General features: G+C 66.1%; 25 protein-coding genes and 1 tRNA gene. 21 read left to right on the top strand and 5 right to left on the bottom strand.

The window, feature by feature from the left end; translation table 11 throughout:
• Positions 1-66: 66 nt before the first annotated feature.
• Together AAC067_RS03260 and AAC067_RS03255 are read right to left on the bottom strand one after the other, a co-directional pair.
• Entirely contained in the window at positions 67-1,398 is a 1,332-nt protein-coding gene (locus tag AAC067_RS03260; RefSeq protein ID WP_339929474.1) for a site-specific integrase, read from the bottom strand.
• 286 nt (positions 1,399-1,684) lie between these two features.
• On the bottom strand, positions 1,685-4,852 hold the full coding sequence (locus AAC067_RS03255) for an autotransporter domain-containing protein (RefSeq protein ID WP_339929472.1): 3,168 nt from the start codon (positions 4,850-4,852) through the stop codon (positions 1,685-1,687).
• 196 nt (positions 4,853-5,048) lie between these two features.
• On the opposite strand from AAC067_RS03255, the gene AAC067_RS03250 reads away from it, so the two are divergent.
• The 4 genes from AAC067_RS03250 to AAC067_RS03235 all read left to right on the top strand — a co-directional run bounded on the left by AAC067_RS03250 (position 5,049) and on the right by AAC067_RS03235 (position 8,079).
• A complete protein-coding gene (locus AAC067_RS03250; protein WP_339929470.1) occupies positions 5,049-5,939 on the top strand; it encodes an SPFH domain-containing protein in 891 nt (296 codons plus the stop codon).
• Between the two features lie 28 nt (positions 5,940-5,967).
• Complete coding sequence (locus AAC067_RS03245; protein WP_339929468.1) at positions 5,968-6,123, top strand: hypothetical protein; 156 nt, start codon at positions 5,968-5,970, stop codon at positions 6,121-6,123.
• A 31-nt stretch (positions 6,124-6,154) separates the two neighbouring features.
• Positions 6,155-7,501, top strand: coding sequence for a glycosyltransferase (locus AAC067_RS03240; RefSeq protein WP_339929466.1), 1,347 nt, complete (start codon positions 6,155-6,157; stop codon positions 7,499-7,501).
• Between the two features lie 62 nt (positions 7,502-7,563).
• Positions 7,564-8,079, top strand: coding sequence for a phosphoglycerate mutase family protein (locus AAC067_RS03235; RefSeq protein WP_339929464.1), 516 nt, complete (start codon positions 7,564-7,566; stop codon positions 8,077-8,079).
• 85 nt (positions 8,080-8,164) lie between these two features.
• Here AAC067_RS03235 and AAC067_RS03230 read toward each other — a convergent pair whose 3' ends face one another.
• The 3 genes from AAC067_RS03230 to AAC067_RS03220 all read right to left on the bottom strand — a co-directional run bounded on the left by AAC067_RS03230 (position 8,165) and on the right by AAC067_RS03220 (position 10,534).
• A complete protein-coding gene (locus AAC067_RS03230) occupies positions 8,165-9,928 on the bottom strand; it encodes a M56 family metallopeptidase (protein WP_339929462.1) in 1,764 nt (587 codons plus the stop codon).
• Positions 9,925-10,299: a BlaI/MecI/CopY family transcriptional regulator gene (locus tag AAC067_RS03225; RefSeq protein ID WP_339929460.1), complete on the bottom strand. Its 375-nt coding sequence runs from the start codon at positions 10,297-10,299 to the stop codon at positions 9,925-9,927. The genes AAC067_RS03230 and AAC067_RS03225 overlap by 4 nt, the downstream gene beginning before the upstream one ends.
• Before the next feature lie 158 nt (positions 10,300-10,457).
• Positions 10,458-10,534: transfer RNA gene (locus tag AAC067_RS03220), tRNA-Asp, on the bottom strand.
• Between the two features lie 240 nt (positions 10,535-10,774).
• Between AAC067_RS03220 and AAC067_RS03215 the strand changes: the two genes are divergently transcribed.
• The 17 genes from AAC067_RS03215 (at position 10,775) to nuoL (ending at position 23,954) form a co-directional block, all read left to right on the top strand.
• Entirely contained in the window at positions 10,775-11,152 is a 378-nt protein-coding gene (locus tag AAC067_RS03215) for an NADH-quinone oxidoreductase subunit A (protein WP_339929458.1), read from the top strand.
• A complete protein-coding gene (locus tag AAC067_RS03210; protein ID WP_339929456.1) occupies positions 11,122-11,751 on the top strand; it encodes an NADH-quinone oxidoreductase subunit B family protein in 630 nt (209 codons plus the stop codon). The genes AAC067_RS03215 and AAC067_RS03210 overlap by 31 nt, the downstream gene beginning before the upstream one ends.
• Positions 11,752-11,807: 56 nt before the next feature.
• Positions 11,808-12,368: an NADH-quinone oxidoreductase subunit C gene (locus AAC067_RS03205; RefSeq protein WP_339929786.1), complete on the top strand. Its 561-nt coding sequence runs from the start codon at positions 11,808-11,810 to the stop codon at positions 12,366-12,368.
• Between the two features lie 6 nt (positions 12,369-12,374).
• The gene (locus AAC067_RS03200) at positions 12,375-12,779 is read left to right on the top strand and encodes a hypothetical protein (RefSeq protein WP_339929454.1); all 405 of its coding nucleotides are present in this window, start codon (positions 12,375-12,377) and stop codon (positions 12,777-12,779) included.
• Positions 12,772-14,055, top strand: a complete 1,284-nt coding sequence (locus AAC067_RS03195) for an NADH-quinone oxidoreductase subunit D (protein ID WP_339929452.1) — start codon at positions 12,772-12,774, stop codon at positions 14,053-14,055. Before AAC067_RS03200 ends, AAC067_RS03195 begins: the two co-directional genes overlap by 8 nt.
• Entirely contained in the window at positions 14,052-14,387 is a 336-nt protein-coding gene (locus tag AAC067_RS03190; RefSeq protein WP_339929450.1) for a nuclear transport factor 2 family protein, read from the top strand. Before AAC067_RS03195 ends, AAC067_RS03190 begins: the two co-directional genes overlap by 4 nt.
• Before the next feature lie 3 nt (positions 14,388-14,390).
• Complete coding sequence (nuoE, locus tag AAC067_RS03185; RefSeq protein ID WP_339929448.1) at positions 14,391-15,053, top strand: NADH-quinone oxidoreductase subunit NuoE; 663 nt, start codon at positions 14,391-14,393, stop codon at positions 15,051-15,053.
• Complete coding sequence (locus tag AAC067_RS03180; RefSeq protein ID WP_339929446.1) at positions 15,050-15,316, top strand: hypothetical protein; 267 nt, start codon at positions 15,050-15,052, stop codon at positions 15,314-15,316. Before nuoE ends, AAC067_RS03180 begins: the two co-directional genes overlap by 4 nt.
• Positions 15,317-15,319: 3 nt before the next feature.
• A complete protein-coding gene (gene nuoF / locus AAC067_RS03175) occupies positions 15,320-16,633 on the top strand; it encodes an NADH-quinone oxidoreductase subunit NuoF (protein ID WP_339929444.1) in 1,314 nt (437 codons plus the stop codon).
• A 7-nt stretch (positions 16,634-16,640) separates the two neighbouring features.
• Entirely contained in the window at positions 16,641-17,033 is a 393-nt protein-coding gene (locus tag AAC067_RS03170; protein WP_339929442.1) for a hypothetical protein, read from the top strand.
• A complete protein-coding gene (gene nuoG, locus AAC067_RS03165; protein WP_339929440.1) occupies positions 17,033-19,078 on the top strand; it encodes an NADH-quinone oxidoreductase subunit NuoG in 2,046 nt (681 codons plus the stop codon). The genes AAC067_RS03170 and nuoG overlap by 1 nt, the downstream gene beginning before the upstream one ends.
• Positions 19,079-19,081: 3 nt before the next feature.
• Positions 19,082-20,158 (top strand): NADH-quinone oxidoreductase subunit NuoH, encoded by a 1,077-nt coding sequence (nuoH, locus tag AAC067_RS03160; protein WP_339929438.1) that lies wholly within the window; start codon positions 19,082-19,084, stop codon positions 20,156-20,158.
• A complete protein-coding gene (locus AAC067_RS03155) occupies positions 20,155-20,373 on the top strand; it encodes a hypothetical protein (protein ID WP_339929436.1) in 219 nt (72 codons plus the stop codon). Before nuoH ends, AAC067_RS03155 begins: the two co-directional genes overlap by 4 nt.
• Positions 20,373-20,864, top strand: a complete 492-nt coding sequence (gene nuoI / locus AAC067_RS03150; protein WP_339929434.1) for an NADH-quinone oxidoreductase subunit NuoI — start codon at positions 20,373-20,375, stop codon at positions 20,862-20,864. Before AAC067_RS03155 ends, nuoI begins: the two co-directional genes overlap by 1 nt.
• 63 nt (positions 20,865-20,927) lie before the next feature.
• A complete protein-coding gene (locus AAC067_RS03145) occupies positions 20,928-21,554 on the top strand; it encodes an NADH-quinone oxidoreductase subunit J (protein ID WP_339929433.1) in 627 nt (208 codons plus the stop codon).
• The gene (nuoK, locus tag AAC067_RS03140; protein ID WP_339929431.1) at positions 21,554-21,862 is read left to right on the top strand and encodes an NADH-quinone oxidoreductase subunit NuoK; all 309 of its coding nucleotides are present in this window, start codon (positions 21,554-21,556) and stop codon (positions 21,860-21,862) included. The genes AAC067_RS03145 and nuoK overlap by 1 nt, the downstream gene beginning before the upstream one ends.
• 7 nt (positions 21,863-21,869) lie before the next feature.
• Entirely contained in the window at positions 21,870-23,954 is a 2,085-nt protein-coding gene (nuoL, locus tag AAC067_RS03135; protein ID WP_339929429.1) for an NADH-quinone oxidoreductase subunit L, read from the top strand.
• The last annotated feature ends 17 nt before the right edge of the window (positions 23,955-23,971 follow it).

Genomic DNA, 23,971 nt, shown 5'->3' with positions numbered 1-23,971 from the left:
CCTTGAATATCAGTGCGGTCGGTCCCGCCCTGAAGCCGAACGGCAGGCGACCCAAGAGGCCTTGCGCTAGGCGCGCCGGGGCAAGGCGATGACCTCGCCGCCGTCCTCGACCACCGTGGGGAACAGGTGCTTGCCGATCAGCGCCACGGCGTCTTGCATGGGGTCGTCGGCCAGGTGCGCATATCGCTCGGTGGTCCGGGTGCTGGCGTGGCCCAGCAGCTTCCCGACCATGAATAGGCTCTGCTTGTCCGCCATGGCGAACGACGCGAACGAGTGACGGAGATCGTGAATCCGAACGTCCGTCAGCTTCGCCGCCTCCATCGCCAGCTTGAACGGCCGGCGCAGGCCGATGACATGACCCTCACCCCGGCTGGACGGGAAGACATAGGGCGACAGTCGGGGGGCGTCGCCGGCGGCCGTGGCCTTCGCGGCAGCGGCATCCCGGTCTTCCATCCGACGGGCGAGGATGGTCAGCGCCGCCGGGGACAGGACCACTCGCCGTTCGCCCGACGTGCCCCCGGCCTTCGTGCGTTCGGGCGGGAGCCTAAGGGATCGTCGCTGGGTATCGACCTCCGACCACCGGAGGCCGAGGATTTCCGTCTTCCTCGCGCCAGTGAGCAACAGCAGCCGGGTGGCGTCGGCGAAGGCGCTGGCGACGACACCTGACGCCTCCAGCTCCGTCAGCTTGCCGAGGAAGGTCGCGGCCTCGAGGCGGGACAGGAACCGCTCGCGCGTCGGCGCTGCCGTCAACTTCACCGTGGCGAACGGGTTCGTTTTCACCAGGCCGTGGGCGATGCCCCAAGCGAACATGGCGGCGGCGGTGGTCCTGGTGCGGCGGGCTACGCCCTCGCCGCCGGTGATGATCGCCCGGCCCCGGAGGCCCGTCTTCACGTCGGCCGCCGTCTTGCCGTTGGCGATGTCACGATAGGCGCGGGCGGCATCGCCGTTCGTGACGGAGTCGGCCAGCTTGCGGCCCAAGAGCGGGGCCACATGGCGTCTCAGGTTCGATGCGTCATTCGTCCAGGTGCTGGCACGCTTGTTCGGCTTCGTTGCCGGGCCGTCCGCGATATAGGCCTCGATCAGTTGGAGGACGGTCACCACCTCGCGGGCGGCCCGCTTCTCGGTGGTCGGATCTTCACCATTGCGCACGCGATCGAGCGCCCAAAGCGCCTTCTCCCGCGCCGTGTCAGGCGTCCAGGGCGAACCGTGCGTGCCGATCGTATAGGTCGCCTGACGGGTGCCGAGGCGGTAGCGGACGGCATAGACCTTCCGGCCGCTGGGGCGGACCCGGAGGATGAAGCCCTTGATCTCGGTGTCCCACACCCACGTCTCGCCCTCGGCAGGGGCCGTGACCGCATCCACCGTCCGCTTCGTCAGCTTCGCCTTGTGCCTGGCCATCGCGCCGCCTCCTGGTATCTGACCCCTCGCCAGATACCAGACAGATACCACATTAGAGGCAAGCGAGGGAATCAGAATGCAACGCAGTCCTCCGATTATTCCCGCCAGCTCTGACTTTGCGACGATAGGTCAATCGGCAGGAAACAGCGTGACACGGTGCACCTCCTCATTTACACCGAGAGGGTCGGCGGTTCGAACCCGTCGCCGCCTACCAGACCGCATCACCCCACGAACAAGGCCGCCGGAGCGATCCGGCGGCCTTTCGTGTTTCGGGTTTGCGTCCGGCCTAGAAGCGGAAGCTGGCGCGCAGCAGAAGCATGTAACGTACGTAGTCCTCGATCATTTCCGCATCGGCGCTGATCGAGAGCATGCCCAGTTCGTTGCCGACGTTGAGGCGGAAGCCGACGATCGGACCACCGCCCTCGATGGTGTCGGGCGTCAGGCGGAAGTCGGGGCCGCCGCTGGAGAAGCGACCGATGGTTTCGCCCGGATCAACCGAGATGTTCTGGCGCCAGCCGACCCGGACCTCGGGGCGCAACCAGCTGTTCTCGCCCATGCCCATGCCGATGTTGACGGCGGCCACGGTGGAGAACATGTGGCCGTCACGCGCGTCGATGTCGAGGTCGAAGCCGGCCCCGCCACCGGTTTCGCTGCGGGCGTCCTCGCTGAGCGAGAAATACTCGGCATAGACTTCGGGACGGATGCTGAAGCGGCCGAAGCTGCGCTCGTAGGAGGCCCCGCCGGCCGCCGCCAGGGTGAAGCCGTTCCAGCTCGACTCGTTTCTGAGGTTCAGGCCGCCGCCGACGAACTGACGGGTGGCGTCGAAGGTGGCGTAGCCGGCCGCCGCGCGGGCCCAGGTGGTCCAGTTCTGGCCCTGGGCGCGCCAGTAGAGGCCCAGCTCCAGCAGGCTGGCGGACAGGATCTCCTCGGCCTCGGCCTCGGGATCCTCGAGGTCCGATGAGGTGAAGGCCACCGAGACGCCGATCGCGCCCAGGTCGCTGCCGCGCTCGACACCGCCGGCGATGCCGAAACCTTCCGAGCGGAAGCCGTAGGTGTCGGTGCGGTCCTTGTCGGCGTAGAAATTGATCTCCTGCACCCAGGCGCTGACCTCGCCGGGCGCGGCTGACGAGTTGCGTCCGGTCAGGGCCCGGGTCACGGCATCAACGCCGCTGGCCAGCGAGAGCAGGGGGCCGCCCGAATGGTCGGGCAGGAGCTGCTCGTACATATCGATGAAGCCGGGGCGTGCCGTTTGCGACAGGAAGACGTCACGCAGCGTCTGGTCGGTGCCCAGGGCACCGTAGAAGGCATCGAACATCGCGCCCTCGACCGTCTCCAGACCGGCCTCGGCGGCGGTCCGCCGACGCGCGTCGACATAGACCTCACCGGCCGGGACGTTCGCCCCGGCGTCGATGATGTAGAGGTAGGGCGAATTGTCGGTCACCGACGACAGGTCGATGGCTCCGTAGTTCAGCGTCGCCGCCTGGATGATGGTGAAACGTTCGGGGGCACCGATCAGGGAGTTGAACTGAACGCCCACGCCCGCGCCGTCGGCCAGGGTGGCGGTGCCCGAGACCACGAATCCCGAGTTGGTCCCGTTCGCCGGGTCCAGTGTCACGATCAGGTTACCGTCGGTGCCGACGTTAAGGTTGCTGATGTTCAACGGGGTCAGCTGGCGCGCCTGGAGCGTGCCGTCGCTAACGGTGATGTCGAGGTTTCCAGCCGAATCGGACAGGGCTCCACTTACCACTGCCCCACCGGAAATGAGCAGTTGGTCGAGGCCGCTACCGAACGAAATTCCGCCCCGGACCTCACCGTTGCGGATGTCGACGATATTGTTGCCGTTGCCGAGGAGAATATTGCCGGTGATCACTGGCTCGAAGACGTCGGGCACGCCGTCATTGTCGCTGTCCAGACCACTCGCGCTGACCACACCTGTCTGCAGAAGGGTCACGCCGGTTGTGTTGGCGCGGGCGTCGATGGCGGTCGCGGTGCCGGTGATCGGATCCCCGGCGGCGTTGGCGGTCAGGTTCGCCTGGATCATCCGGGTGTTGTTGATCGTGTTCAACGTACCACTGAGGTCGCGGATCGCCGTGACGTTCACCGTTGACCCGATGGCGGTGGCCAGGATCACGGCGTTGTTGGTCAGGGTGGGGACCGAGGCCCCGGCATCGATCTGAACGGCGGTGGTCTGGGTGGCCAAGTCGGACGAGCCCCCCGCTGAAATACTGCCGGAGTTGACGATTTGCGGTGTAATCGCCCCCGCCGCCAGGCGCAGGGCGGTCGCATTGGCCTCGAAGGACAGACCCGAGATCGTGCCTTCGTTGCGGATGCCGCCGTCCACGGTGACGGTGTTGCCGCCGGCAACGCCGAACACGAGGCCGTTGCCCTGGACACCGTCGTAGATACCCTGGCCGGTGATGGTGCCGCGGTTGATGAAGCCGTAGGCCGAATCGCCGGTACCGGCGACGCCGAGCGCGATGGACCGGGTGGCTGAGCCGACCGTGACGGCCGGGGCCGCGCCGAAGCTGGTGACGAAGCCCGTCGTCTCGGTCGCATCCGGCACGCCGTCGCCGTCTTCATCGGGATTGGCGGTGTCGGCATCGAGCGGAGGCTTGTCCAACACCACGCCGCCGCTGACGTTGCCAGCGATGATCACCGTCGAGCGGTTCTGCAGCAGGTCGTCGGCGTCGAGATGGGCGATGAAGGCCGCGGGCGGACGCGTGGTATAGCGATAGCCGGTCGACATCAGGTTGCCCTGGATGGCGACCTGGCCGTCCACATCGCCCTCGAGCACGACGGCCGAGGTGTTGGCCCCGAAGTTGGCCATGGTGCCGCTGAGCATCACATTGCCGGTGATCGGCGCGGTTGACCGCACGCCGATGGCATTGTCGCCGACGACCCGCATCCCGCCGAGGGTGGTCAGATTGCCGGTCAGGCCGGATTCGATCGAGATACCGACGGCGTTGGTTCCGTCGACCAGCAATGAACTGCCGCCGTTCAGGAGGATATTGCCGATCAGGGGCGATGCGCCGACGACACGGATGCCATAGCGATCACTGCCGGTCGCCCAGGGGCCATCGGTATCGCCGTCGGAATCACTGTCAGGATAGGCGTCAATATCGTCGCCGACGGTGATGCCGCCGCTGACGGTGATCGAACCGGTATTGCCGCCGTTGGCAAGGATGCCCGTCGTGCCGCTGGCCGTATTCGCGCCACCGATAGAGCCACCGGAGTCGACGGTGATGCTGTGGCTGGAGTCGAGCGTGACGAGATTGCCCGTCAGAACGCTGATTGCGCCACCGCTGGCGATGCGGATGGAATCCGCGCCGGAGCCGGTGGCGTTGGACGTCTGGATCGGCGTCGTCCGGGTCGTCGAGATCACAATCTCGGCGTGGGCACCGGAGGCGATCATCAGGGGGGCGATCGCCACTGCGGTCGCGAGCAGTCTACGCATTCGAAAAAAACCCCTGGTGGACAGACGCGCAAGGACGCAGGTCACCTCTAACAGGGACTGCGCGAGCATGCCTCAAGTTTCGCGAATTTGAGGCGAATGCAAGGCCTAAGGACGTTTCGGTGGGGAAATCCTCCCCGCCAGCCTTGCCAAACCAGCTATCAAAGTGATATCACTTTTGACGAAACAGGAGGGTTTGATGGGCAACGAACATTTCAAAACAGCCGAGCGGCCGGCACGGGTTATGGGCGGGATCGGCATGCTGCTGGTCGGTCTGGCGATCATCGTCGCCGGGCCGGTGATCATCGGGATGAATCTCGGCGACAAGCCGGTCATTCTGAGCGGGCTGGCGGTGTCGGGCGTGGGGGTTCTGTTCCTGACCGGCCTTTATTCGCTGCAGCCCAATGAGGCGGTGGCGATCATGCTGTTCGGGGCCTATCGCGGCACTGACCGGACCAACGGACTGCGCTGGGTCCTGCCCTGGTACAGCCGCAAGAAGGTGTCGGTGCGGGTCCGCAACCTGACCAGTGACAAGCTGAAGGTGAACGACAAGCGCGGCAATCCGATCGAGATCGCCGCCAATGTGGTGTGGCGGGTCGAGGACTCGGCCCAGGCCCTGTTCGACGTCGATGACTACCAGGCCTTCGTCAACATCCAGGTTGATACGGCGCTGCGCGATATCGCCTCCCACTATGCCTATGACCATGGCGCGGACGAGGACGTGCCGGAGATGACCCTGCGGGCCGACGCCGAGGACGTGGCGACCCGGCTGCGGGACGAACTGGTCGGTCGTGTCCGGGTCGCGGGTGTGGCTATCGACGAGGCGCGTCTGGCCCATCTGGCCTATGCGCCGGAAATTGCCGGAGCCATGTTGCGTCGCCAGCAGGCCGAAGCGGTTCTGGCGGCGCGGCGTCTGATCGTCCGTGGCGCGGTCGGCATGGTCGAGAACGCCCTGCAGGATCTGGGCGAACGTGGCGTGGTCGAGCTGGACGAGGACCGCAAGGCGGCGATGGTCTCGAATCTACTGGTCGTGCTGTGCGCCGACCGCGACGCCCAGCCGATCGTCAATACAGGCACCCTGTACAGCTGACATGGCGCGACCCCGGAAGCCTTTTCTGATGCGGGCCACGCCGGGCGTGATGGCGGCGGTCGAGCGATTGGCCGCCGCCGAGCTGCGTTCGGTCAATGCCCAGGTCGAGACCCTGCTGCGTGAAGCCCTGTCCCGGCGGGGCATCCGGGTGACGGATACGCCTCCGCCGACTGAGGACACTTGAGCTGAGCCGGTTCCGGGGCTAGGGCGGCGATATGGTGAAGTCCAGACTGGCTACCGTCCGCCGCGTTCGTCGCATCCAGAAGCGTTCTATTCGCACGGGAAGCCGTCCCCCGACCGAGAGCGAACTGCTGAGTATGGTCGGGGTCAAGGTCGAGGAAAGCGAACTCCGCCTGATTCCCGGTCTGGACGAGGAGGTCTCGGAAACGCTGCGCTGCCTGCGGGCGTCGACGGCGGACGCCCGGCCCCGGCTTGTCGACACCACCATGCTGTACGCGCCGCGTTCGGGCGGGGTGAAACGCTATCTGCTGTCAAAGAAGGCGTGGCTGGAGAGCAATCGACCGGGCGTGGCCCACAGTCTGGTCGTGCCGGGGCCCCGGCACGAGGCCGGGGACGACGGCGTGATCAAGCTGCATGCGACCAAGATGCCGTTCGGTGACGGCTATCGCTGGCCGTCGTCGGTGCGGCGCTGGGGGGCGTGGGTTGCGGCGCTGGAGCCCTCGGTGATCGAGGCCGGTGACCCCTATACCCCGGGGCAGGGGGCGCTGGAGGCGGGCCAGAGGGCGGGTTGTCCGGTCGTCGGCTTCTGTCACTCGGATCCTGCGGGTCTGGCGGCCCTGCATTTCGGCGAATGGGCCAAGAAGCCGGTCGAGAAGCGCTGGGCCCAGCTGTTCTCGCAGTTCGACCGGGTGGTCTCGCCCAGTCGCTTTATCGCCCGGCGGCTGGAAGAGGCCGGGGTGCGTGACATCGTGATTCGGCCGCTGGGAGTCGAGATCGACACCTTCCACCCGGACCGGCGCGATCGCGCCTGGCTGCTGAAGAAGCTGGACCTGCCCGATTCGGCGCGACTGCTGTGTTTCGCCGGGCGACCGGCGCGGGAGAAGAACATCGACGTGTTGATCGAGGCGGTGCAGAAGCTGGGCGCGCCCTATCATCTGGTGCTGGTCGGGGCCGGATCCGGCATGCCGGCCGAGGAGCGGGTCATCTCTCTGCCGTATGAGGCCAATCCCAAGATCGTGGCGAAGATCATCGCCAGCTGCGACGCCTTCGTGCACGCCAATGACAAGGAGCCGTTCGGCCTGATCGTGCTGGAGGCCATGGCCTGCGGCCGGCCGGTGGTCGGGGTCAACGCCGGCGGTGTGGCCGAAACGGTGGACGAGACCGTCGGCCAGCTGGCCCGCAGCGCCGACCCCGGTCACTATGCCGAGGCGATTGAGGCCCTGTTCAGACGGGACATCGAGGCGATCGGCCAGGCGGCCCGGGCCCGGACCGTCGAACGCTTCGCCTGGAACCGGGTGTTCGAGGACCTGTGTACCGTGTACGCCGACGTCAGCGGTGAGGCAGCGTTCGCCGCCCCGGCCGAGGCCCGGATCCTTCCCTAGACCGCGCGCTGGACAGCGACCCCGTCGGCGGGTCAGGGTCGGGGCAGCGAGAGGGAATCCTGATGAAGAGACTGCTCCTGGCCGCGGCCATGATCGTGATGCTGGCCGCACCGGCGGCGGCCCAGACCGTGATTGTCGTTCGTCACGCCGAGAAGGCCGAACAGAGCGCCGACCCGGTGCTGTCCGACCTGGGCGAGGCCCGGGCTGCAGCTCTGGCGGAGACGCTGGCCGGGGCCGGGGTGACGCATGTCTTTGTGACCCCGCTGCAGCGCACCGGCCTGACCGCCGGCCCCAGTGCCGTGGCGGCGGAGTCCGAACCGGTCGCGGTGTCGCTGGACGGCGGGGCTGCCGCCCATGTGGCGCGGCTGGTGGGCGAGGTTCGCCGGCTGTCGCCCGAGGCGGTGGTGCTGGTGGTCGGGCACAGTAATACGGTGCCCGATATCGCCCGGGCCCTGGGCGCGACCGGGGCGGCGGCGATGGACGAATGTGAATATGACCGGCTGACGGTGCTGACGCTGACGCCGACCGGGGCCCATGCGGTGACCGGGCGCTATGGGGCAATCAATCCGCCCTGTTGAGGATCGACCGGACCTCCAGTCGATATAGCGCCTTCCCCCGGGATCACCCGGAGGAAGGCGGTCGTCACGGGCGACGTAGGCCCGTCTAGAGGTCTGACCCGGCCGCACCGCGTTGCCGCAGCTGTCGGGCACGGGCGGCAGTCGTTTCGGCCACGATCGCGAAGCGCGAGATGCCGGCCTCCAGTTCGCTGTCGGTCACGGTCCGACCCTCGGCCCGGGCCTCAGCGATGAGTTGGGCGCGATATGCCGGGTTCTGCAGTCTTACTGACGTCTCACGCATGGTTGCGGCTGCGCTTTCCAGTGCGTCGGCACTGGCACGCTGGGCGTCAGCCCGGATAGCCTGGGCGTCCACGACGGCAGCGCGGGCTTCGGCACGGGCCTGTTCCCGGTCCTGGAGGGCGGCGGCCCGATCGGCCTCGGCCCGGGCCCGGTCCTGGGCGACATCGGCCTGTTTATGCGCAACCCGGGTCGACGTCGCGCCATCGACCGGGGCGCGAAGGCTCACCAGCCGGGGCGGCGGCGGCGGGGCCGGAGGCGCAGGTGGCGCGGGCGGAGCCGGAGCCGAGAATGCGGGCGGTGCCGGTGGTGCCGGAGGTGCCGGCGGCGGGGGCGGCAACGGGGCCAGCGGTGGCGGGCCGTCGCCGGAATAGCTGTAGGTGTAGGTGCCGTGGGATGAGCGTTTGTCGGCGTGTGGTGCCGATGGTGCCGTCTGGTCGCTGCTGGAATAGCTGAAGGTGTAATGGCCCGAACGCTCTCCGGTCTGTGCGACCGGGGCAACGGACGGGGCCGGGGCGACAGGCGCGACGGACGCAGACGGGGCCACGGTCGCCGTCGCGGCGACGCCGGCCACCGCCGAAGCCTTGACCGGGTTGCCGTCCGCGGCACGGGCCGACAGTTCCACGGCGGCCAGGGGGGTGGCGACGGCGACCAGGGCCCCGACCGCAACGGTCATGGCGATGGAACGGGCATGCGGCTTGCGTGAGGATGTCATGATGGCATCGATCCTTTGGTTGAGGGTGCGGGCGGGACCGGCCATGCCGGTCGCGGCGACGGGGGTGGTGCGGGCGGCCAGACTGACCAGGGTGTGGGCGTATTGGCGGGGGTCGACCCGGGCGATGGCCAGGGCGTCGGCGGCCTCTTCGGACCGGTCGATCAGGGCCCTGTGCAGCCGCCACATCAGCGGGTTGAACCAGAACAGGGCCAGGGCCAGTCGCGACAGCGCCAGGAAAGGCCAGTCGAGGCGGCGGATATGGGCGATCTCATGGGCCAGCACCGCGTCGGCATCGGCCGGACGGGTCAGGCTGTCGGGATGAATCAGCACTGTGCCCGGGGGCAGACCCCAGCTGAGCGGCCCGTCGACCCGGGATGCGGCCAGCAGGCGCGGGCGGCGGCTACGTCCGTCGCTCTGGCGCTCCAGCGCCTCGGTCCAGACCGGATCCTGCACGGGGTGACCGCTGCGGCTCCAGCGCGACAGGGTCCAGACGCCGCCGACGAAGCGACCCAGCACCAGCACGCCCCCCAGGGCCCAGGCCGAGATGATCAGAACCCAGGCCGGCGGCGGCCCAATGGTGCCGCTGACCGAAAGCCCTGCGACCGGCCCCAGTTCGCCGGCCCAGGCCACGCTGTTCGGGACGACGGGAACCGGCGCGGCGGCGGCAGGCAGAACCGCGAGGGCCAGGTCGGGTCCGGCCAGGGCGATGACGGGCAGGGCCAGCATCAGGCCGACCGTGGCGCGCAGCAGATCGGCGCGCTCGGCCGCGGGGCGTTTCGCGAACAGTTCGGCCAGTAACAGGCCGCCGGCGGCGACGAGGCCGGACTTAAGGGCGAGGCTGACCAGCAGGGCGATCACGCGCCCCGCTCCCCGGCGTCGTCGATGGCCCGACGCAGGGTTGCCTGCTCTTCCGGATCCAGCTGCGAGGCCAGACCCAGCAGGGCAGTGGCGGCGCTGGCGGGGGAGCCGTTGAAGAAGGTGTTGACCAGACGGCGCAGCGCCCCGTCAGCCACGGCCTCTGGGCGCGGCACCGGCGCATAGACATAGGCCTGGTTCTCGGTGCGGTGGGCGATCAGCCCCTTGGCCTTCAGCCGCGACAGCAGGGTACGGACGGCGGAATCGCTGGGTGACCCGGACATCGCATTGCGCACGGCCCCGGCGGTGCCCTCCTCGAGCCGGCACAGAATCTCGAATACCTCGCGTTCTCGTCTGGGCAGGGATTCGATCATCGGGGCCTCCGCTACATTTGTAGCCTGTTACATTTGTAGCAGAATAAGGCGCGATTGGGGCGGGCAGATGAAATCGGTGACAGGTTCAGGGGAAGGGGGAGGGGTGTGGACCGGGTCAGGGGCGGGGCGCGCCATTCCCTCGAACGATCGAGAGGGAATGGCGCGAGTGACGGGACTCGAACCCGCGACCTCCGGCGTGACAGGCCGGCACTCTAACCAACTGAGCTACACCCGCGTATTCCCGGCGCGGCGCTGGATGCGTCGCGGCGAGGGGCGTCGTTTAGGCGGGTGGCACTCGCACTGTCAAGCGCGCTGTCGGTGATTTCTCCAGGCTCTCGGGGGCGAACATCCGGGGCGGGACGGCCTGCGAACCATTCTCAATAAAATCCTTTATCAGCATGGGTTTGAACCCCGGCGGGGTTGGGGCTAGAAAGCGCCGAATCCGCTACCTCCCTGGCGGCCGAGGTCTTCTCGAATGAACGCATTTCTTCTGGAATATCTGCCGATCGTTATCTTTCTCGGGATAGCGACGGCGCTGGGCCTCGGCTTCATGCTGGCGGCCTGGGTGCTCGCGCCCAAGAATCCCGACTCTGAAAAGCTGTCGGCCTATGAGTGCGGCTTCAACGCCTTCGATGACGCACGGATGAAATTCGATGTCCGCTTCTATCTGGTGTCGATCCTGTTCATCATCTTCGACCTCGAGATCGCCTTCCTGTTTCCCTGGGCCGTGTCGATGTTCGACCTGTCCAAGGGCGGCATGGTGTTCGCCTTCTGGTCGATGATGGTGTTCCTCGGTGTGCTGACGGTCGGCTTCATCTACGAATGGAAGAAGGGGGCGCTGGAATGGGAATAGTCACCAACACCACGCCGCTGATCGGGGCCGGCAACCAGGGATCGTCGCCCGTGAGCTTCGGCCAGGGTGCGCGCGCCACGGTCGAGGGCTATGATCCGAAGCTGCACGACAAATTCTTCGAGCAGGTCAACACCGAACTGGGTGAGCAGGGTTTCCTGACCACCTCGCTGGACGACGTCATCACCTGGGCCCGGACCGGCAGCCTGATGTGGATGACCTTCGGCCTGGCCTGCTGTGCCGTGGAGATGATGCAGGCATCGATGCCGCGTTTCGACATGGAGCGGTTCGGCATGGCCCCGCGCGCCAGCCCGCGTCAGTCCGACCTGATGATCGTGGCCGGTACCCTGACCAACAAGATGGCCCCCGCGCTGCGTAAAGTATACGACCAGATGCCAGACCCGCGTTACGTGCTGTCGATGGGTAGTTGCGCCAACGGCGGCGGGTATTATCATTATAGTTACAGTGTAGTTCGCGGTTGTGACCGAATTGTACCTGTAGACGTCTACGTGCCCGGCTGTCCGCCGACGGCTGAGGCGTTGCTGTACGGGCTGCTGCAGCTGCAGAAGAAGATCCGCCGCACCGGGACCATCAACCGATGACCACCGAAGCCCGTATCGCGGTCCGCGAGGCCGTGCTGACCCCACTGGGGGCCGAGATGGTCGGCGAACTGGGCGTCGACGCCCAGGTGGCGTTCGGCGAGCTGAATCTGGTCGCCCACCGCGATCGCATCGTCGAGGTGCTGACCGCCCTGCGCGACCGCTTCGGTTTCCAGCAGCTGCTGGACGTCTGCGGGGCCGACTATCCTGACCGGGTCGAGCGGTTCGAGATCGTCTATCATCTGCTGTCGATGACCCGGAACGTGCGCGTACGGGTCAAGGTGGCAACCGACGAACAGGCCCCGGTGCCCAGCGTCATCGCCGTCTATCCCTCGGCCGGCTGGTTCGAGCGTGAGGCGTTCGACATGTATGGCGTGCTGTTCTCGGGCCATCCGGACATGCGCCGGCTGCTGACCGACTATGGCTTCCAGGGGTATCCGCTCCGCAAGGACTTCCCGATGACCGGGTATGTCGAAGTGCGTTACGATGAGGAGCAGAAGCGGGTTGTGTATGAACCTGTCAAACTGACTCAAGAGTTCCGGAACTTTGATTTCCTGTCGCCGTGGGAGGGAGCCGAGTATCCGCTTCCCGTCCTGCCCGGTGACGAGAAGGCGGGATGATCGACAATGAACAAGGCAGCTGTACGCTCGGCCTCTTCCTTCTTCCTGGTGACCTTCTCGACGGCGTTCCTGTTCACGCTGGGCGCGCGGATGACCGGCTGGTTCACGCGCGCGCCGGTGATCCCGGCCGAGCAGACCCAGTCGCTGGGTATCGCCATCATGATCGCCGTCGTCTGTCTGGCGGTTGGAGCCGGCATCCGGCGGCTGTCGGCCGGCGAGCTGCAGAGCGCGCTGCTGGGGGCTTCGGCCATCCTGCTGTCGACGCCGCTGGCCATCGCCGTACTGACCGGCGACTGGCAGCTGTCGACCGCCGCCGTGTCGAGCATGGGTCTGCTGACGCTGGTGCTGGGCTGGGTCGTCGCTCTGGCCCGGCACCCCAAAGGTCTGGACGAGGAACTGACTGATGGCTGACGGCCACACCACTCCGAAAAAGCCGCCGCTGGGCGCCGAACTGGCGACTGACGTGTTCGACGGCCCGTACGACGTGCGGACGGCCGAGGCGAAGGCGCTGGACGACCGTAAATTCACGATCAATTTCGGCCCGCAGCATCCGGCCGCGCACGGTGTGCTGCGTCTGGTGCTGGAGCTGGACGGCGAGGTCGTGACCCGTGTCGATCCGCATATCGGCCTGCTGCATCGCGGCACCGAAAAGCTGATGGAGGCGCGCACCTATCTGCAGAACGTGCCCTATCTGGACCGACTGGATTACGTCGCGCCGATGAACCAGGAGCATGCCTTCTGTCTGGCCATCGAGCGCCTGCTGGGCATCGAGGTGCCGTACCGGGCCCAGCTGATCCGCGTGCTGTATTCGGAAATCGGCCGCATCCTGTCGCACCTGCTGAACGTGACCACCCAGGCCATGGACGTCGGGGCCCTGACCCCGCCGCTATGGGGCTTCGAGGAACGCGAGAAGCTGATGGTGTTCTATGAGCGCGCCTCGGGTGCCCGTCTGCACGCCAACTATTTCCGGCCCGGCGGCGTCCATCAGGATTTGCCCAGCGCCCTGATCGACGACATCGGCCGCTGGTGCCATGAATTCCCGGCGGCGCTGGCTGACATCGAGTCCCTGGTCACCGAGAACCGCATCTTCAAGCAGCGCAACGTCGACATCGGCGTGGTGTCGAAGCAGCAGGCGCTGGACTGGGGTTTCACCGGCGTGATGCTGCGCGGCTCGGACATCGCCTGGGACCTGCGCAAGTCGCAGCCCTATGAATGCTATGCCGATCTGGATTTCGACATCGTCGTCGGCAAGAACGGCGACTGCTGGGACCGCTACCTGTGCCGCATCGAGGAGATGAAGCAGTCGGTGCGGATCATGGAGCAGTGCATCCACGAACTGCGCAATCGTCCCGGCGACCCGGTGATGGTTGAGGACAACAAGATCGTCCCGCCCAAGCGCGGTGAGATGAAGCGGTCGATGGAAGCGCTGATCCACCACTTCAAACTCTACACCGAGGGTTTCCACACGCCCGAGGGAGAGGTCTATGCCTCGGTCGAGGCCCCCAAGGGCGAGTTCGGCATCTATCTGGTCAGCGACGGCACCAACAAGCCGTACCGGGTCAAGATCTCGGCCCCGGGCTTCCGCCACCTGCAGGCCATGGACTGGATGAACCGCGGCCACATGCTGGCTGACGTGTCCGCCATCCTCGGTTCGCTGGATATCGTGTTCGGGGAGGTCGACCGATGAGTGTCGAATCCGTCGTACAGGGCCAGCTGGACGCCTATAATGCCCAGGATATCGCTGCCTTCGTCACCCATTTCGCGGATGACCTGACCGTCGCCGACCTGAACGACGAGCCGAACCTGCGCGGGCTGGACACCTTTCGCGAGCGCCACCTGGGCCTGTTTGCCCAGCATCCGCAGAACCGCGCCGAATTGGTGTCGCGTACCGTGATCGGATCGACCGTGATCGACCATGAGCGGGTGTTCCGCACACCGGACGCCACGCCATTCGAGGTCGCGGCCATCTACACCGTCGCCGGCGACAAGATCGCCCGCATCGATTTCGTGAAAGCCTGACCGATGAGCGTACGTCGTCTCGCCAAAGTTCAGCCCGCCAGCTTCGCCTTCTCCAAGGCGACCAAGGCCAAGGCCGACTGGTGGATCGCCAAATATCCGGCCGACCGCAAGGCGTCGGCGGTGATCCCGATCCTGTGGCTGGTGCAGAAGCAGGAGGGCTGGTGCCCGGAGCCGGCGCTGCGCGCCATCGCCGCGCTGCTGGACATGCCCTATATCCGGGTGCTGGAGGTCGTCACCTTCTACACCATGTTCATGCTGGAGCCGGTCGGGTCCGTGGCCTTGATCCAGGTGTGCGGCACCACGCCGTGCGCCCTGCGCGGGGCCAATGACCTGATGAAGGTCTGCAAGGACAAGATCGGTCCGAAACAGGTGCTGAGCGCCGACGGCCGTTTCACCTGGGAAGAGGTCGAGTGCCTGGGGGCCTGCGCCAATGCGCCGATGGCCATGATCAACGACTATTATTTCGAAGACCTGACGCCCGAGACGATGGCGCAGATCATCGACGACTTCGCTGCCGGCAAGACACCCAAGCCCGGCTCGCGCGTTGGTCGCCACAGCTCGGAGCCCGAGGGCGTGGCGCTGACCCTGACCGACAAGAAATTGTACGACGGCTCGGCCGCCAAGCCGATCAAGAAACTGCCCAACAGCGATCCGGTGCCGGCATGAGCCGCCCCGATCTGAGCTCCGATCCGGCCATCGCCGCCTACAAGGCCGAGATGCGGGCCGTGGGTCGCAAGCAGCGCTTTGCGGGCCTGATCTGCGTGGTGCTGGGGGCCATCCTGGTCTGGTCGGTCGGTCCGGCCGGGGCCGCCGGTCCCATGGTCCAGTGGGCGGGCTACGGCCTGCTGGCCATCGGCTGGGTGCTGATGCTCGCGGCCATCTTCATGCGCACTCGTTATCATCGCCGCCGTATGGCGGAACTGGACTGAACCATGGTCGGAATCCTCGAAGACAAGGACCGCATCTTCACCAATCTGTACGGCTTCCATGACTGGACGCTGGACGGGGCGAAGACCCGCGGCTGCTGGAATGCGACCAGGGACATGCTCGATCTCGGGCGCGACTGGGTCATCACCAACGTCAAGAATTCGGGCCTGCGCGGACGCGGCGGGGCCGGATTCCCGACCGGTCTGAAGTGGTCCTTCATGCCCAAGGAGGTGAAGGACCGTCCCCACTATTTGGTGGTCAACGCCGACGAGTCCGAGCCGGGCACCTGCAAGGACCGGGAGATCATGCGCCATGATCCCCACCTGCTGATCGAAGGCTGTCTGATCGCCAGCTTCGCGATGCAGGCCCACGCCTGTTACATCTATCTGCGCGGCGAATATGTGCTGGAACGCGAGCGGATGGAGGCGGCGGTCAAGCAGGCCTATGACGCGAAGCTGATCGGCAAGAACAACATCCACGGCTGGGATTTCGACGTCTATATTCACCACGGGGCCGGGGCCTACATCTGCGGTGAAGAGACGGCGCTGCTGGAGAGCCTGGAGGGCAAGAAGGGCCAGCCGCGCCTGAAGCCGCCGTTCCCGGCCGGGGCCGGCCTGTACGGCTGCCCGACCACGGTCAACAACGTCGAATCGATCGCGGTGATCGGCACCATCCTGCGTCGCGGGGCCGAATGGTTCGCGGGCTTCGGTCGCGCCAACAACACCGGCACCAAGATCATGTCGATCAGCGGCCATGTGAACCGGCCGTGCAATGTCGAGGAGGCGATGTCGATCCCGCTGCGTCAGCTGCTGGAAGAGCATTGCGGCGGCGTGCGCGGTGGCTGGGGCAATCTGAAAGCGGTGATCCCGGGTGGATCGTCGGTGCCGCTGATCACCCGCGACATGGCCGAGACGGCGCTGATGGATTTCGACTCCCTGCGCGAGATGCAGTCGGGGTTGGGCACCGCCGCAGTCATCGTCATGGACGAGTCGACCGATCTGGTGAAGGCGATCGCCCGCATCAGCTATTTCTACAAGCATGAGAGCTGCGGCCAGTGCACCCCGTGCCGCGAGGGCACCGGCTGGATGTGGCGCGTGCTGGAGCGGATGTCGGTCGGCGAGGCCGATCCGACCGAGATCGACCTGCTGCTGGACGTCAGCAAACAGGTCGAGGGTCACACCATCTGCGCCCTGGGCGACGCGGCCGCCTGGCCGGTCCAGGGACTGATCCGCCATTTCCGTCACGAGATCGAGGACCGCATCTCCCAGTACCGCAGCCGCCGTGCGAATTTCGCCGGTCATGCGATCGCGGCGGAGTAGGCGAACAGTGAACACCTCCGGCATGCCATCATTCGCCGCTGTGCAGCTCCTGATACTGGGCGGCATTCTGCTGAGCTGGGCCTATCTCGGCGGTCTGGTGTTCGCGGGGATCATGTTCGCGCGCGCTCGCGATGGCTTGCGCCGGATGGCGGCATGGTCAATTGCGGCCCAGCTCATGCCCGCTGTCATGGGCGTGCTGTTGGTACCCGTAATCTTCCTTGAACTCGCTATCGACCGTTCCATCGTTCCCGCCATTGTCCTGAACGCGCTGGCGGCGATCGCCCTGCTGGCTGGCCCCGCCATGAGCCTGCTGCTCATCGTCAAGACGATCCGCAGGCGCCGCGCCAATAGCGGCGGTGCGGAAGCCCGATCTGTGTTTGCTGTGAAAGAGACCCGCTGATGCCCGTCGCCAAGGTCAACGGTGTAGAGGTCGAGTTTGAAGCCGGCATGACCGTGCTTCAGGTCGCCGAGCGCGCGGGCGAGGAGATTCCGCGCTTCTGCTATCACGAGCGGCTGTCGATCGCCGGCAACTGCCGCATGTGTCTGGTCGAGGTGAAGCCCGGCCCGCCGAAGCCGCAGGCCAGCTGCGCCCTGCCGGCCGCCGAGGGCCAGGAGATCTTCACCGACACGCCGATGGTCAAGAAGGCGCGCGAAGGGGTGATGGAGTTCCTGCTCATCAACCACCCGCTGGACTGCCCGATCTGCGACCAGGGTGGCGAGTGCGACCTGCAGGACCAGGCCATGGGCTATGGCCGCGACGGGTCGCGCTATGCCGAGAACAAGCGCGCGGTCGAAGAGAAGGCGATGGGCCCGACCATCAAGACCTTCATGACCCGCTGCATCCACTGCACCCGTTGCGTCCGCTTCATCACCGAGGTGGCCGGCGTGCCGGACATCGGCATGATCAGCCGCGGCGAGGATGCCGAGATCACCACCTATCTCGAGAAGTCGGTGGCCTCGGAGCTGTCGGGCAACGTCAATGACCTGTGCCCGGTCGGGGCCCTGACCCACCGCCCGTGGCAGTTCCACTACCGCCCGTGGGAACTGAAGAAGACCGAGACCATCGACGTGATGGACGCGCTGGGTTCGAACATCCGTGCCGACTCGCGCGGGGCCGAGGTCATGCGCGTGCTGCCGCGCGTGCATGAGGGCATCAACGAGGAGTGGCTGTCGGACAAGAGCCGCTATGCCGTCGACGGCCTGACGCGCCAGCGTCTGGACAAGCCGTATGTGCGTGAGAACGGCAAGCTGCGCGCCGCGACCTGGGACGAGGCCCTGGGGGCCGTCGCCACCCGGCTGAAGGTGGCCAAGCCGGGCAAGATCGGCGTCATCGCCGGTGACTTGCAGGACGCGGAATCGATGAAGGCGGCGCTGGACCTGTTCCGCGCCCTCGGCTCGGCCAACACCGACTGTCGCCAGGACGGTTCGGCGCTGGGCATCGGACCGCGCGGGGGCTGGCTGTTCAACTCCAGCCTGGCCGGAATCGAGAACGCCGATGCCGTGCTGCTGGTCGGGGTCAATCCTCGCACTGAGGCCCCGTTGCTGAACACCCGGCTGCGCAAGACATGGTTGGCCGGCCAGTCCGAAATCATGCTGATCGGCGAACAGGCCGACCTGACCTATGATTACAACTGGTTGGGCGCAGGATCGAAGACCCTGTCGAAACTACCCAAGGCGGCGCTGGACCTGCTCAACAAGGCCGAGCGGCCGGCGATCATCGTCGGCGGCGGGGCCCTGGGCGGCGAGGGCGGGGCGGCTGTGCTCAATGCCCTGGGCGCATTGGCCAAGAAGACCGGCGTCGTCACCGACGGCTGGAACGGCTTCAACGTCCTGCATCACGCGGCGGCGCGGGTCGGTGGCCTCGACATGGGCTTCGTGCCCGGCGAGGGCGGCCTGACGGCGACGCAGATGGCGGGCAAGAGCGGGCTGGACCTGCTGTTCCTGCTGGGGGCCGACGAGATCGACACCTCGAAGTCCAAGGCCTTTAAGGTCTATCTCGGCAGCCACGGCGACGCGGGCGCGCATAGCGCCGACGTCATCCTGCCGGGCGCGGCCTATACGGAAAAGGGCGGCCTGTACGTCAATACCGAGGGCCGGGTGCAGATGGCCGAACGGGTCGTCTTCCCCAAGGGCCAGGCCAAGGAAGACTGGGCCGTGCTGCGCGCCCTGTCCGAACGGGTCGGCAAGACCCTGCCGTACGACACCCTGGACCAGCTGCGCACCGTGCTGATGCGTGACCACCCGAGCTTCGGCCGGATCGACTATCTGGCCCCGTCGGCGTCGTTCGATGTCGCGTCTCTCGGCAAGAAGGGCGACCTGGGCGACGTGGCCTTCGGTTCGAGCGTCACCGACCCCTATCTCAACAATCCGATCGTGCGGGCCAGCGCGACCATGGCCGAACTGTCCGCCCTGCGGATCGCCCCGGTCGCGATGGCGGCGGAGTAACCGATGGAAGCCGCAAACACCTTCTGGACCACGCCGCTGGGCTGGACCCTGATCACCGCGGGCGGCATCCTGCTGGTCACCGTCGGGATCCTGATCAGCCTCGCCTTCCTGCTGCTGGCCGATCGCAAGATCTGGGCGAGCGTTCAGATGCGCAAGGGACCGAACGTGGTGGGGCCGTTCGGCCTGCTGCAGTCGTTCGCCGACTTCTTCAAATTCGTGCTGAAGGAAATCGTCGTCCCGGCCGGGTCGGACAAGATCGTCTTTCTGCTGGCCCCGCTGATCAGCTTCGTGCTGGCCTTCATCGTCTGGGCGGTGATCCCGTTCGCGCCGGGCTGGGTCATTTCCGACCTCAACGTCGGCATCCTGTACGTCCTCGCGATCAGTTCGCTGGGCGTCTACGGCATCATCATGGGGGGCTGGGCCTCCAACTCGAAATACCCGTTCCTGGGCGCGATGCGTTCGGCGGCGCAGATGGTGTCGTACGAGGTCTCGATCGGCCTGGTGATCATCAACGTCATCCTGCTGGCCGGGACGATGAACCTGTCCGACATCGTCATTCAGCAGGAGGGCTGGATCTGGAACTGGTTCGCCTTCGGCGGCGGTCTGGCCACCTGGCCGACCGTCATCGTCATGTTCCCGATGGCCATCATCTTCTTCGTCTCGGCCCTGGCCGAGACCAACCGCCCGCCGTTCGACCTGCCCGAGGCCGAGTCCGAACTGGTGGCCGGCTATCAGGTTGAATACTCCTCGACGCCGTACCTGCTGTTCATGATCGGCGAATACGCCAACATCGTCTTCATGTGCGCGATGATCAGCCTGCTGTTCTTCGGCGGCTGGAACCCGGGCTTCCCGATCGACTTCACCGCCGGCTGGCCGCCGTTCCTGGTCAACTTCCTGCTGTTCCTGGTGTTCTTCGCCAAGATCGTCTTCTGGTTCTTCATGATCGCCCTGGTGAAGGCCTTCGTGCCCCGCTACCGCTACGATCAGCTGATGCGCCTGGGCTGGAAGGTGTTCCTGCCGACGTCGGTCGTGGCCGTGGTCGTGGTCGCCGCCTGGCGGGTGTTCGGAGTCGGCTCATGATCCGCACCGTGATTTTGCTGTCGCTGGTACTCGGCACCGCGGCCTGTGCTGTGCCGGTCTATGAGCCCGAACCGGTCACGCCGCAGCAGTGGCAGGAACGCCAGGACCGTATCGCCCGCCAGCAGGCCGAACGCGACCGACTGTGCGCCATCACCAAGCCCGAAGATCCCCGTCACGATCAGCTGTGCAACAGTATCCCCCGGGACAGACCCTGATGTTCAAACGCATTGTCCAGGCCACCAAGGGTGCCCTGCTGCTCGACCTCGTCGGCGCGATCGGCCTGTCGCTGAAATACATGGCGCGGCCCAAGGCCACGGTGAACTATCCGTTCGAGCGCAATCCGCAGTCGCCGCGGTTTCGCGGCGAACATGTGCTGCGCCGCTACGCCAACGGCGAGGAACGCTGCATCGCCTGCAAGCTGTGCGAGGCCATCTGCCCGGCCCAGGCCATCACCATCGAGTCCGAGCCGCGCTCGGACGGCAGCCGCCGCACGACCCGCTATGACATCGACATGGTCAAATGCATCTATTGCGGCCTGTGTCAGGAAGCCTGCCCGGTCGACGCCATCGTCGAGGGGCCGAACTCCGAATTCACCACCGAGACCCGCGAGGAGCTGCTCTACGACAAGGCGCGTCTGCTCGCGAACGGCGACCGCTGGGAACGGCAGATCGCGAAGAATCTGGAACTCGACGCACCATACCGATAAACGGAGCGCGCGATTCCGAACGGGATCGCGGCTCAAGACTGTGAAGGGGGCTCGGTCCCACCCATGCTGCAAGGCATAGCGTTCTACATTCTGGCGGCCGTGGCCGTGGTTTCGGCCCTGCTGGTCGTCACCGCGCGCAACCCTGTGCACTCCGTGCTGTGGCTGATCCTGGCCTTCTTCTCGTCGGCGGGCCTGTTCGTGCTGCTGGGGGCCGAGTTCCTGGCGATGCTGCTGGTCGTCGTCTACGTCGGCGCGGTGGCGGTGCTGTTCCTGTTCGTCGTGATGATGCTGGACGTCGATTTCGTCCGCCTGCGCGAGGGCTATGCGCGCTATCTGCCGCTGGCCGCGATTGTGGCCGGGGTGCTGCTGGCCGAGATGATCATGATCGCCCTGGTGACGGTGAACGGCGGGGCTGCCGCGGGTGCGACCGCGCCGGCTGCGGCCACCCCCGAAATGTCCAACATCGAGGCCATCGGCCGGGTGCTCTACACCGACTACGTCTACATCTTCCAGGCCGCCGGGATCGTGCTGCTGATCGCCATGATCGGGGCCATTGTCCTGACCCTGCGCCACAAGCCGGGCGTCCGTCGCCAGGACATCCACACCCAGGTCGGGCGTGATCGCAAGACCGCCATGGAGGTCAAGAGCGTCGAGACCGGCGCGGGCGTGACCCCCGAGGAGCTTCTCTGATGGACGTGACCCTGCAGCACTATCTGGCGGTCGGTGCCATGCTGTTCACCATCGGTGTGTTCGGCATCTTCGTGAACCGCAAGAACGTCATCATCATCCTGATGTCGATCGAGCTGATCCTGCTGGCCGTGAACATCAATTTCGTCGCCTTCTCGGCCTATCTGAACGACATCTCCGGGCAGATCATGGCCATGTTCGTGCTGACCGTCGCCGCGGCCGAGGCCGCCGTCGGTCTGGCCATTCTGGTGACCTTCTTCCGTAACCGCGGCGACATCGCCGTGGACGACGCCTCCGTGATGAAGGGTTGAGCCGACCGTGACCCTTCCGCTTCTCGTCACCCTCGGCGTTTTCGCCCCCCTGCTGGGCGCGGCCATCGTCGGATTCTTCGGCCGCCGTCTCGGCGACGTCGTGTCCCAGACCGTGACCACGGGCCTGTTGTTCTTCTCCTGCGCCGTGGCCTGGACCGTGTTCTACGCCCACACCTGGGGCGGGCTGGAAGCCTTCACGCTGGAGCTGTTCCCGTTCATCAACGTCGGCGACTTCCAGTCGGCCTGGTCGATCCGCATCGACGCCCTGTCGGCGGTGATGCTGGTGGTGGTGACCTCGGTGTCGTCGCTCGTGCACCTGTATTCCTGGGGCTATATGGCCGAGGATCCCGACAAGCCGCGGTTCTTCGCCTATCTGTCGCTGTTCACCTTCGCCATGCTGGCGCTGGTCACCGCCGCCGACTTCATGCAGCTGTTCTTCGGCTGGGAAGGGGTGGGGCTGGCGTCCTATCTGCTGATCGGCTTCTGGTTCAAGAAGGCCACGGCCAGCGCCGCCGCGATCAAGGCCTTTGTGGTCAACCGCGTCGGCGACTTCGGCTTCGTCCTCGGCATCATGACGGTATTCTGGATGTTCGGCACAATCCAGTTCGCCGAACTGTTCCCGATGATCGCCGGCAAGGCCGGTACCGGCTGGGAATTCCTGGGCTATGAATGGTCGGCGCTCGACCTCGCCGGGATCCTGCTGTTCATCGGTGCGATGGGCAAGTCGGCCCAGTTCTTCCTGCATACCTGGCTGCCGGACGCGATGGAGGGCCCGACCCCGGTCTCGGCCCTGATCCACGCGGCGACCATGGTCACGGCCGGCGTCTACATGGTCTGCCTGCTGTCGCCGATCTACGAATATGCGCCGATCGCGGCCGGGGTCATCGCCGTCACCGGGGCGATCACGGCTCTGTTCGCCGCCACGGTCGGCCTGGCCCAGAACGACATCAAACGGGTCATCGCCTATTCGACCTGTTCGCAGCTCGGCTACATGTTCTTCGCCGCCGGCGTCGGGGCCTATCAGGCCGCGATGTTCCACCTGTTCACCCACGCCTTCTTCAAGGCGCTGCTGTTCCTCGGGGCCGGCTCGGTGATCAACGGCATGCACCACGAACAGGACATGCGGAAGATGGGCGGGCTGTGGAAGCTGCTGCCGGTCACCTATGCCGTGATGATGATCGGCACCATTTCCATCACCGGTCTGGGCATCCCAGGCATCGGTGGCTTTGCCGGCTTCTACTCCAAGGATTCGATCATCGAGAGCGCGTTCGCATCGTTCACGACCGGCCATTCGGCCATGGGACTGTTCGCCTTCTTCGTTGGCATCCTCGCCGCCGGTCTGACGGCCTACTATTCTTGGCGTCTGGTGTTCATGACCTTCCACAACAAGCCTGTGTGGATGGACGCGCATCACGACGATCACGCGCATGATGACCCTGCCTCGCACGCCCAGCTGGAAACCCATTCCGAACCGCTGGACGACGACGCCCACGCCCATGATGACCATGGCCACCACGGACCGCTGCAGCCGCACGAGAGCCCCTGGGTCATGCTGGTGCCGCTGTTGCTGCTCGCGGTCGGCGCAATCGCCGCCGGCTTTGTCTTCGCCCCCTATTTCATCGGCGATCACGCGGCCACGTTCTGGAACGGCGCGGTGTTCACCAGCCCGGCCAACCATGTGCTGCACGACAGCCACAGCGTCCCGACCTGGGTGAAATGGTCGCCGCTGGTGCTGACGTTGATCGGGACCTTCGCCGCTTACTGGATCTATGTCGTCAACGAAGGCATGGGCCGGCGCATGGCCGACCGGGGCGGGGCGGTGCACGCCTTCCTCTACAACAAATGGTATTTCGACGAGCTGTACGACTTCGTCTTCGTCAAGGGCGCGCGCGCCCTGGGTGACCTGTTCTGGAAGGTCGGCGACGTGAAGATCATCGACGGCGGCGGACCGAACGGCATGGCCTGGCTGTCCAGCAAATTCGCCGGCGGCCTGTCGCGGTTCCAGAGCGGCTACGTCTATTTCTATGCGTTCGTGATGCTGCTCGGCCTCGCCGGCTTCCTCGCCTTCGCCATCTATACGTGGGGAGCCTGAGCCCAAGTGCCCGCTGA

This window comes from uncultured Brevundimonas sp. (genome assembly GCF_963977465.1).
GTDB lineage: Bacteria > Pseudomonadota > Alphaproteobacteria > Caulobacterales > Caulobacteraceae > Brevundimonas.
The sequence above is the reverse complement of the archived record's forward strand: the minus strand, read 5'-3'. Positions and strand labels throughout refer to the sequence as shown.

What these genes read in the sequence shown, in the direction of transcription:
- AAC067_RS03145 (WP_339929433.1), top strand. Translation starts at nt 20,928, where the DNA reads ATGCTGCAAGGCATAGCGTTCTACATTCTGGCGGCCGTGGCCGTGGTT.
- AAC067_RS03195 (WP_339929452.1), top strand. Translation starts at nt 12,772, where the DNA reads ATGGCTGACGGCCACACCACTCCGAAAAAGCCGCCGCTGGGCGCCGAA.
- nuoE (WP_339929448.1), top strand. Translation starts at nt 14,391, where the DNA reads ATGAGCGTACGTCGTCTCGCCAAAGTTCAGCCCGCCAGCTTCGCCTTC.
- AAC067_RS03250 (WP_339929470.1), top strand. Translation starts at nt 5,049, where the DNA reads ATGGGCAACGAACATTTCAAAACAGCCGAGCGGCCGGCACGGGTTATG.
- AAC067_RS03245 (WP_339929468.1), top strand. Translation starts at nt 5,968, where the DNA reads ATGCGGGCCACGCCGGGCGTGATGGCGGCGGTCGAGCGATTGGCCGCC.
- AAC067_RS03155 (WP_339929436.1), top strand. Translation starts at nt 20,155, where the DNA reads ATGATCCGCACCGTGATTTTGCTGTCGCTGGTACTCGGCACCGCGGCC.
- nuoK (WP_339929431.1), top strand. Translation starts at nt 21,554, where the DNA reads ATGGACGTGACCCTGCAGCACTATCTGGCGGTCGGTGCCATGCTGTTC.
- AAC067_RS03215 (WP_339929458.1), top strand. Translation starts at nt 10,775, where the DNA reads ATGAACGCATTTCTTCTGGAATATCTGCCGATCGTTATCTTTCTCGGG.
- AAC067_RS03260 (WP_339929474.1), bottom strand. Translation starts at nt 1,398, where the DNA reads ATGGCCAGGCACAAGGCGAAGCTGACGAAGCGGACGGTGGATGCGGTC.
- AAC067_RS03180 (WP_339929446.1), top strand. Translation starts at nt 15,050, where the DNA reads ATGAGCCGCCCCGATCTGAGCTCCGATCCGGCCATCGCCGCCTACAAG.
- AAC067_RS03210 (WP_339929456.1), top strand. Translation starts at nt 11,122, where the DNA reads ATGGAAGAAGGGGGCGCTGGAATGGGAATAGTCACCAACACCACGCCG.
- AAC067_RS03200 (WP_339929454.1), top strand. Translation starts at nt 12,375, where the DNA reads ATGAACAAGGCAGCTGTACGCTCGGCCTCTTCCTTCTTCCTGGTGACC.
- nuoF (WP_339929444.1), top strand. Translation starts at nt 15,320, where the DNA reads ATGGTCGGAATCCTCGAAGACAAGGACCGCATCTTCACCAATCTGTAC.
- nuoG (WP_339929440.1), top strand. Translation starts at nt 17,033, where the DNA reads ATGCCCGTCGCCAAGGTCAACGGTGTAGAGGTCGAGTTTGAAGCCGGC.
- nuoH (WP_339929438.1), top strand. Translation starts at nt 19,082, where the DNA reads ATGGAAGCCGCAAACACCTTCTGGACCACGCCGCTGGGCTGGACCCTG.
- AAC067_RS03240 (WP_339929466.1), top strand. Translation starts at nt 6,155, where the DNA reads ATGGTGAAGTCCAGACTGGCTACCGTCCGCCGCGTTCGTCGCATCCAG.
- nuoI (WP_339929434.1), top strand. Translation starts at nt 20,373, where the DNA reads ATGTTCAAACGCATTGTCCAGGCCACCAAGGGTGCCCTGCTGCTCGAC.
- AAC067_RS03235 (WP_339929464.1), top strand. Translation starts at nt 7,564, where the DNA reads ATGAAGAGACTGCTCCTGGCCGCGGCCATGATCGTGATGCTGGCCGCA.
- AAC067_RS03255 (WP_339929472.1), bottom strand. Translation starts at nt 4,852, where the DNA reads ATGCGTAGACTGCTCGCGACCGCAGTGGCGATCGCCCCCCTGATGATC.
- AAC067_RS03205 (WP_339929786.1), top strand. Translation starts at nt 11,808, where the DNA reads ATGGTCGGCGAACTGGGCGTCGACGCCCAGGTGGCGTTCGGCGAGCTG.
- AAC067_RS03190 (WP_339929450.1), top strand. Translation starts at nt 14,052, where the DNA reads ATGAGTGTCGAATCCGTCGTACAGGGCCAGCTGGACGCCTATAATGCC.
- AAC067_RS03225 (WP_339929460.1), bottom strand. Translation starts at nt 10,299, where the DNA reads ATGATCGAATCCCTGCCCAGACGAGAACGCGAGGTATTCGAGATTCTG.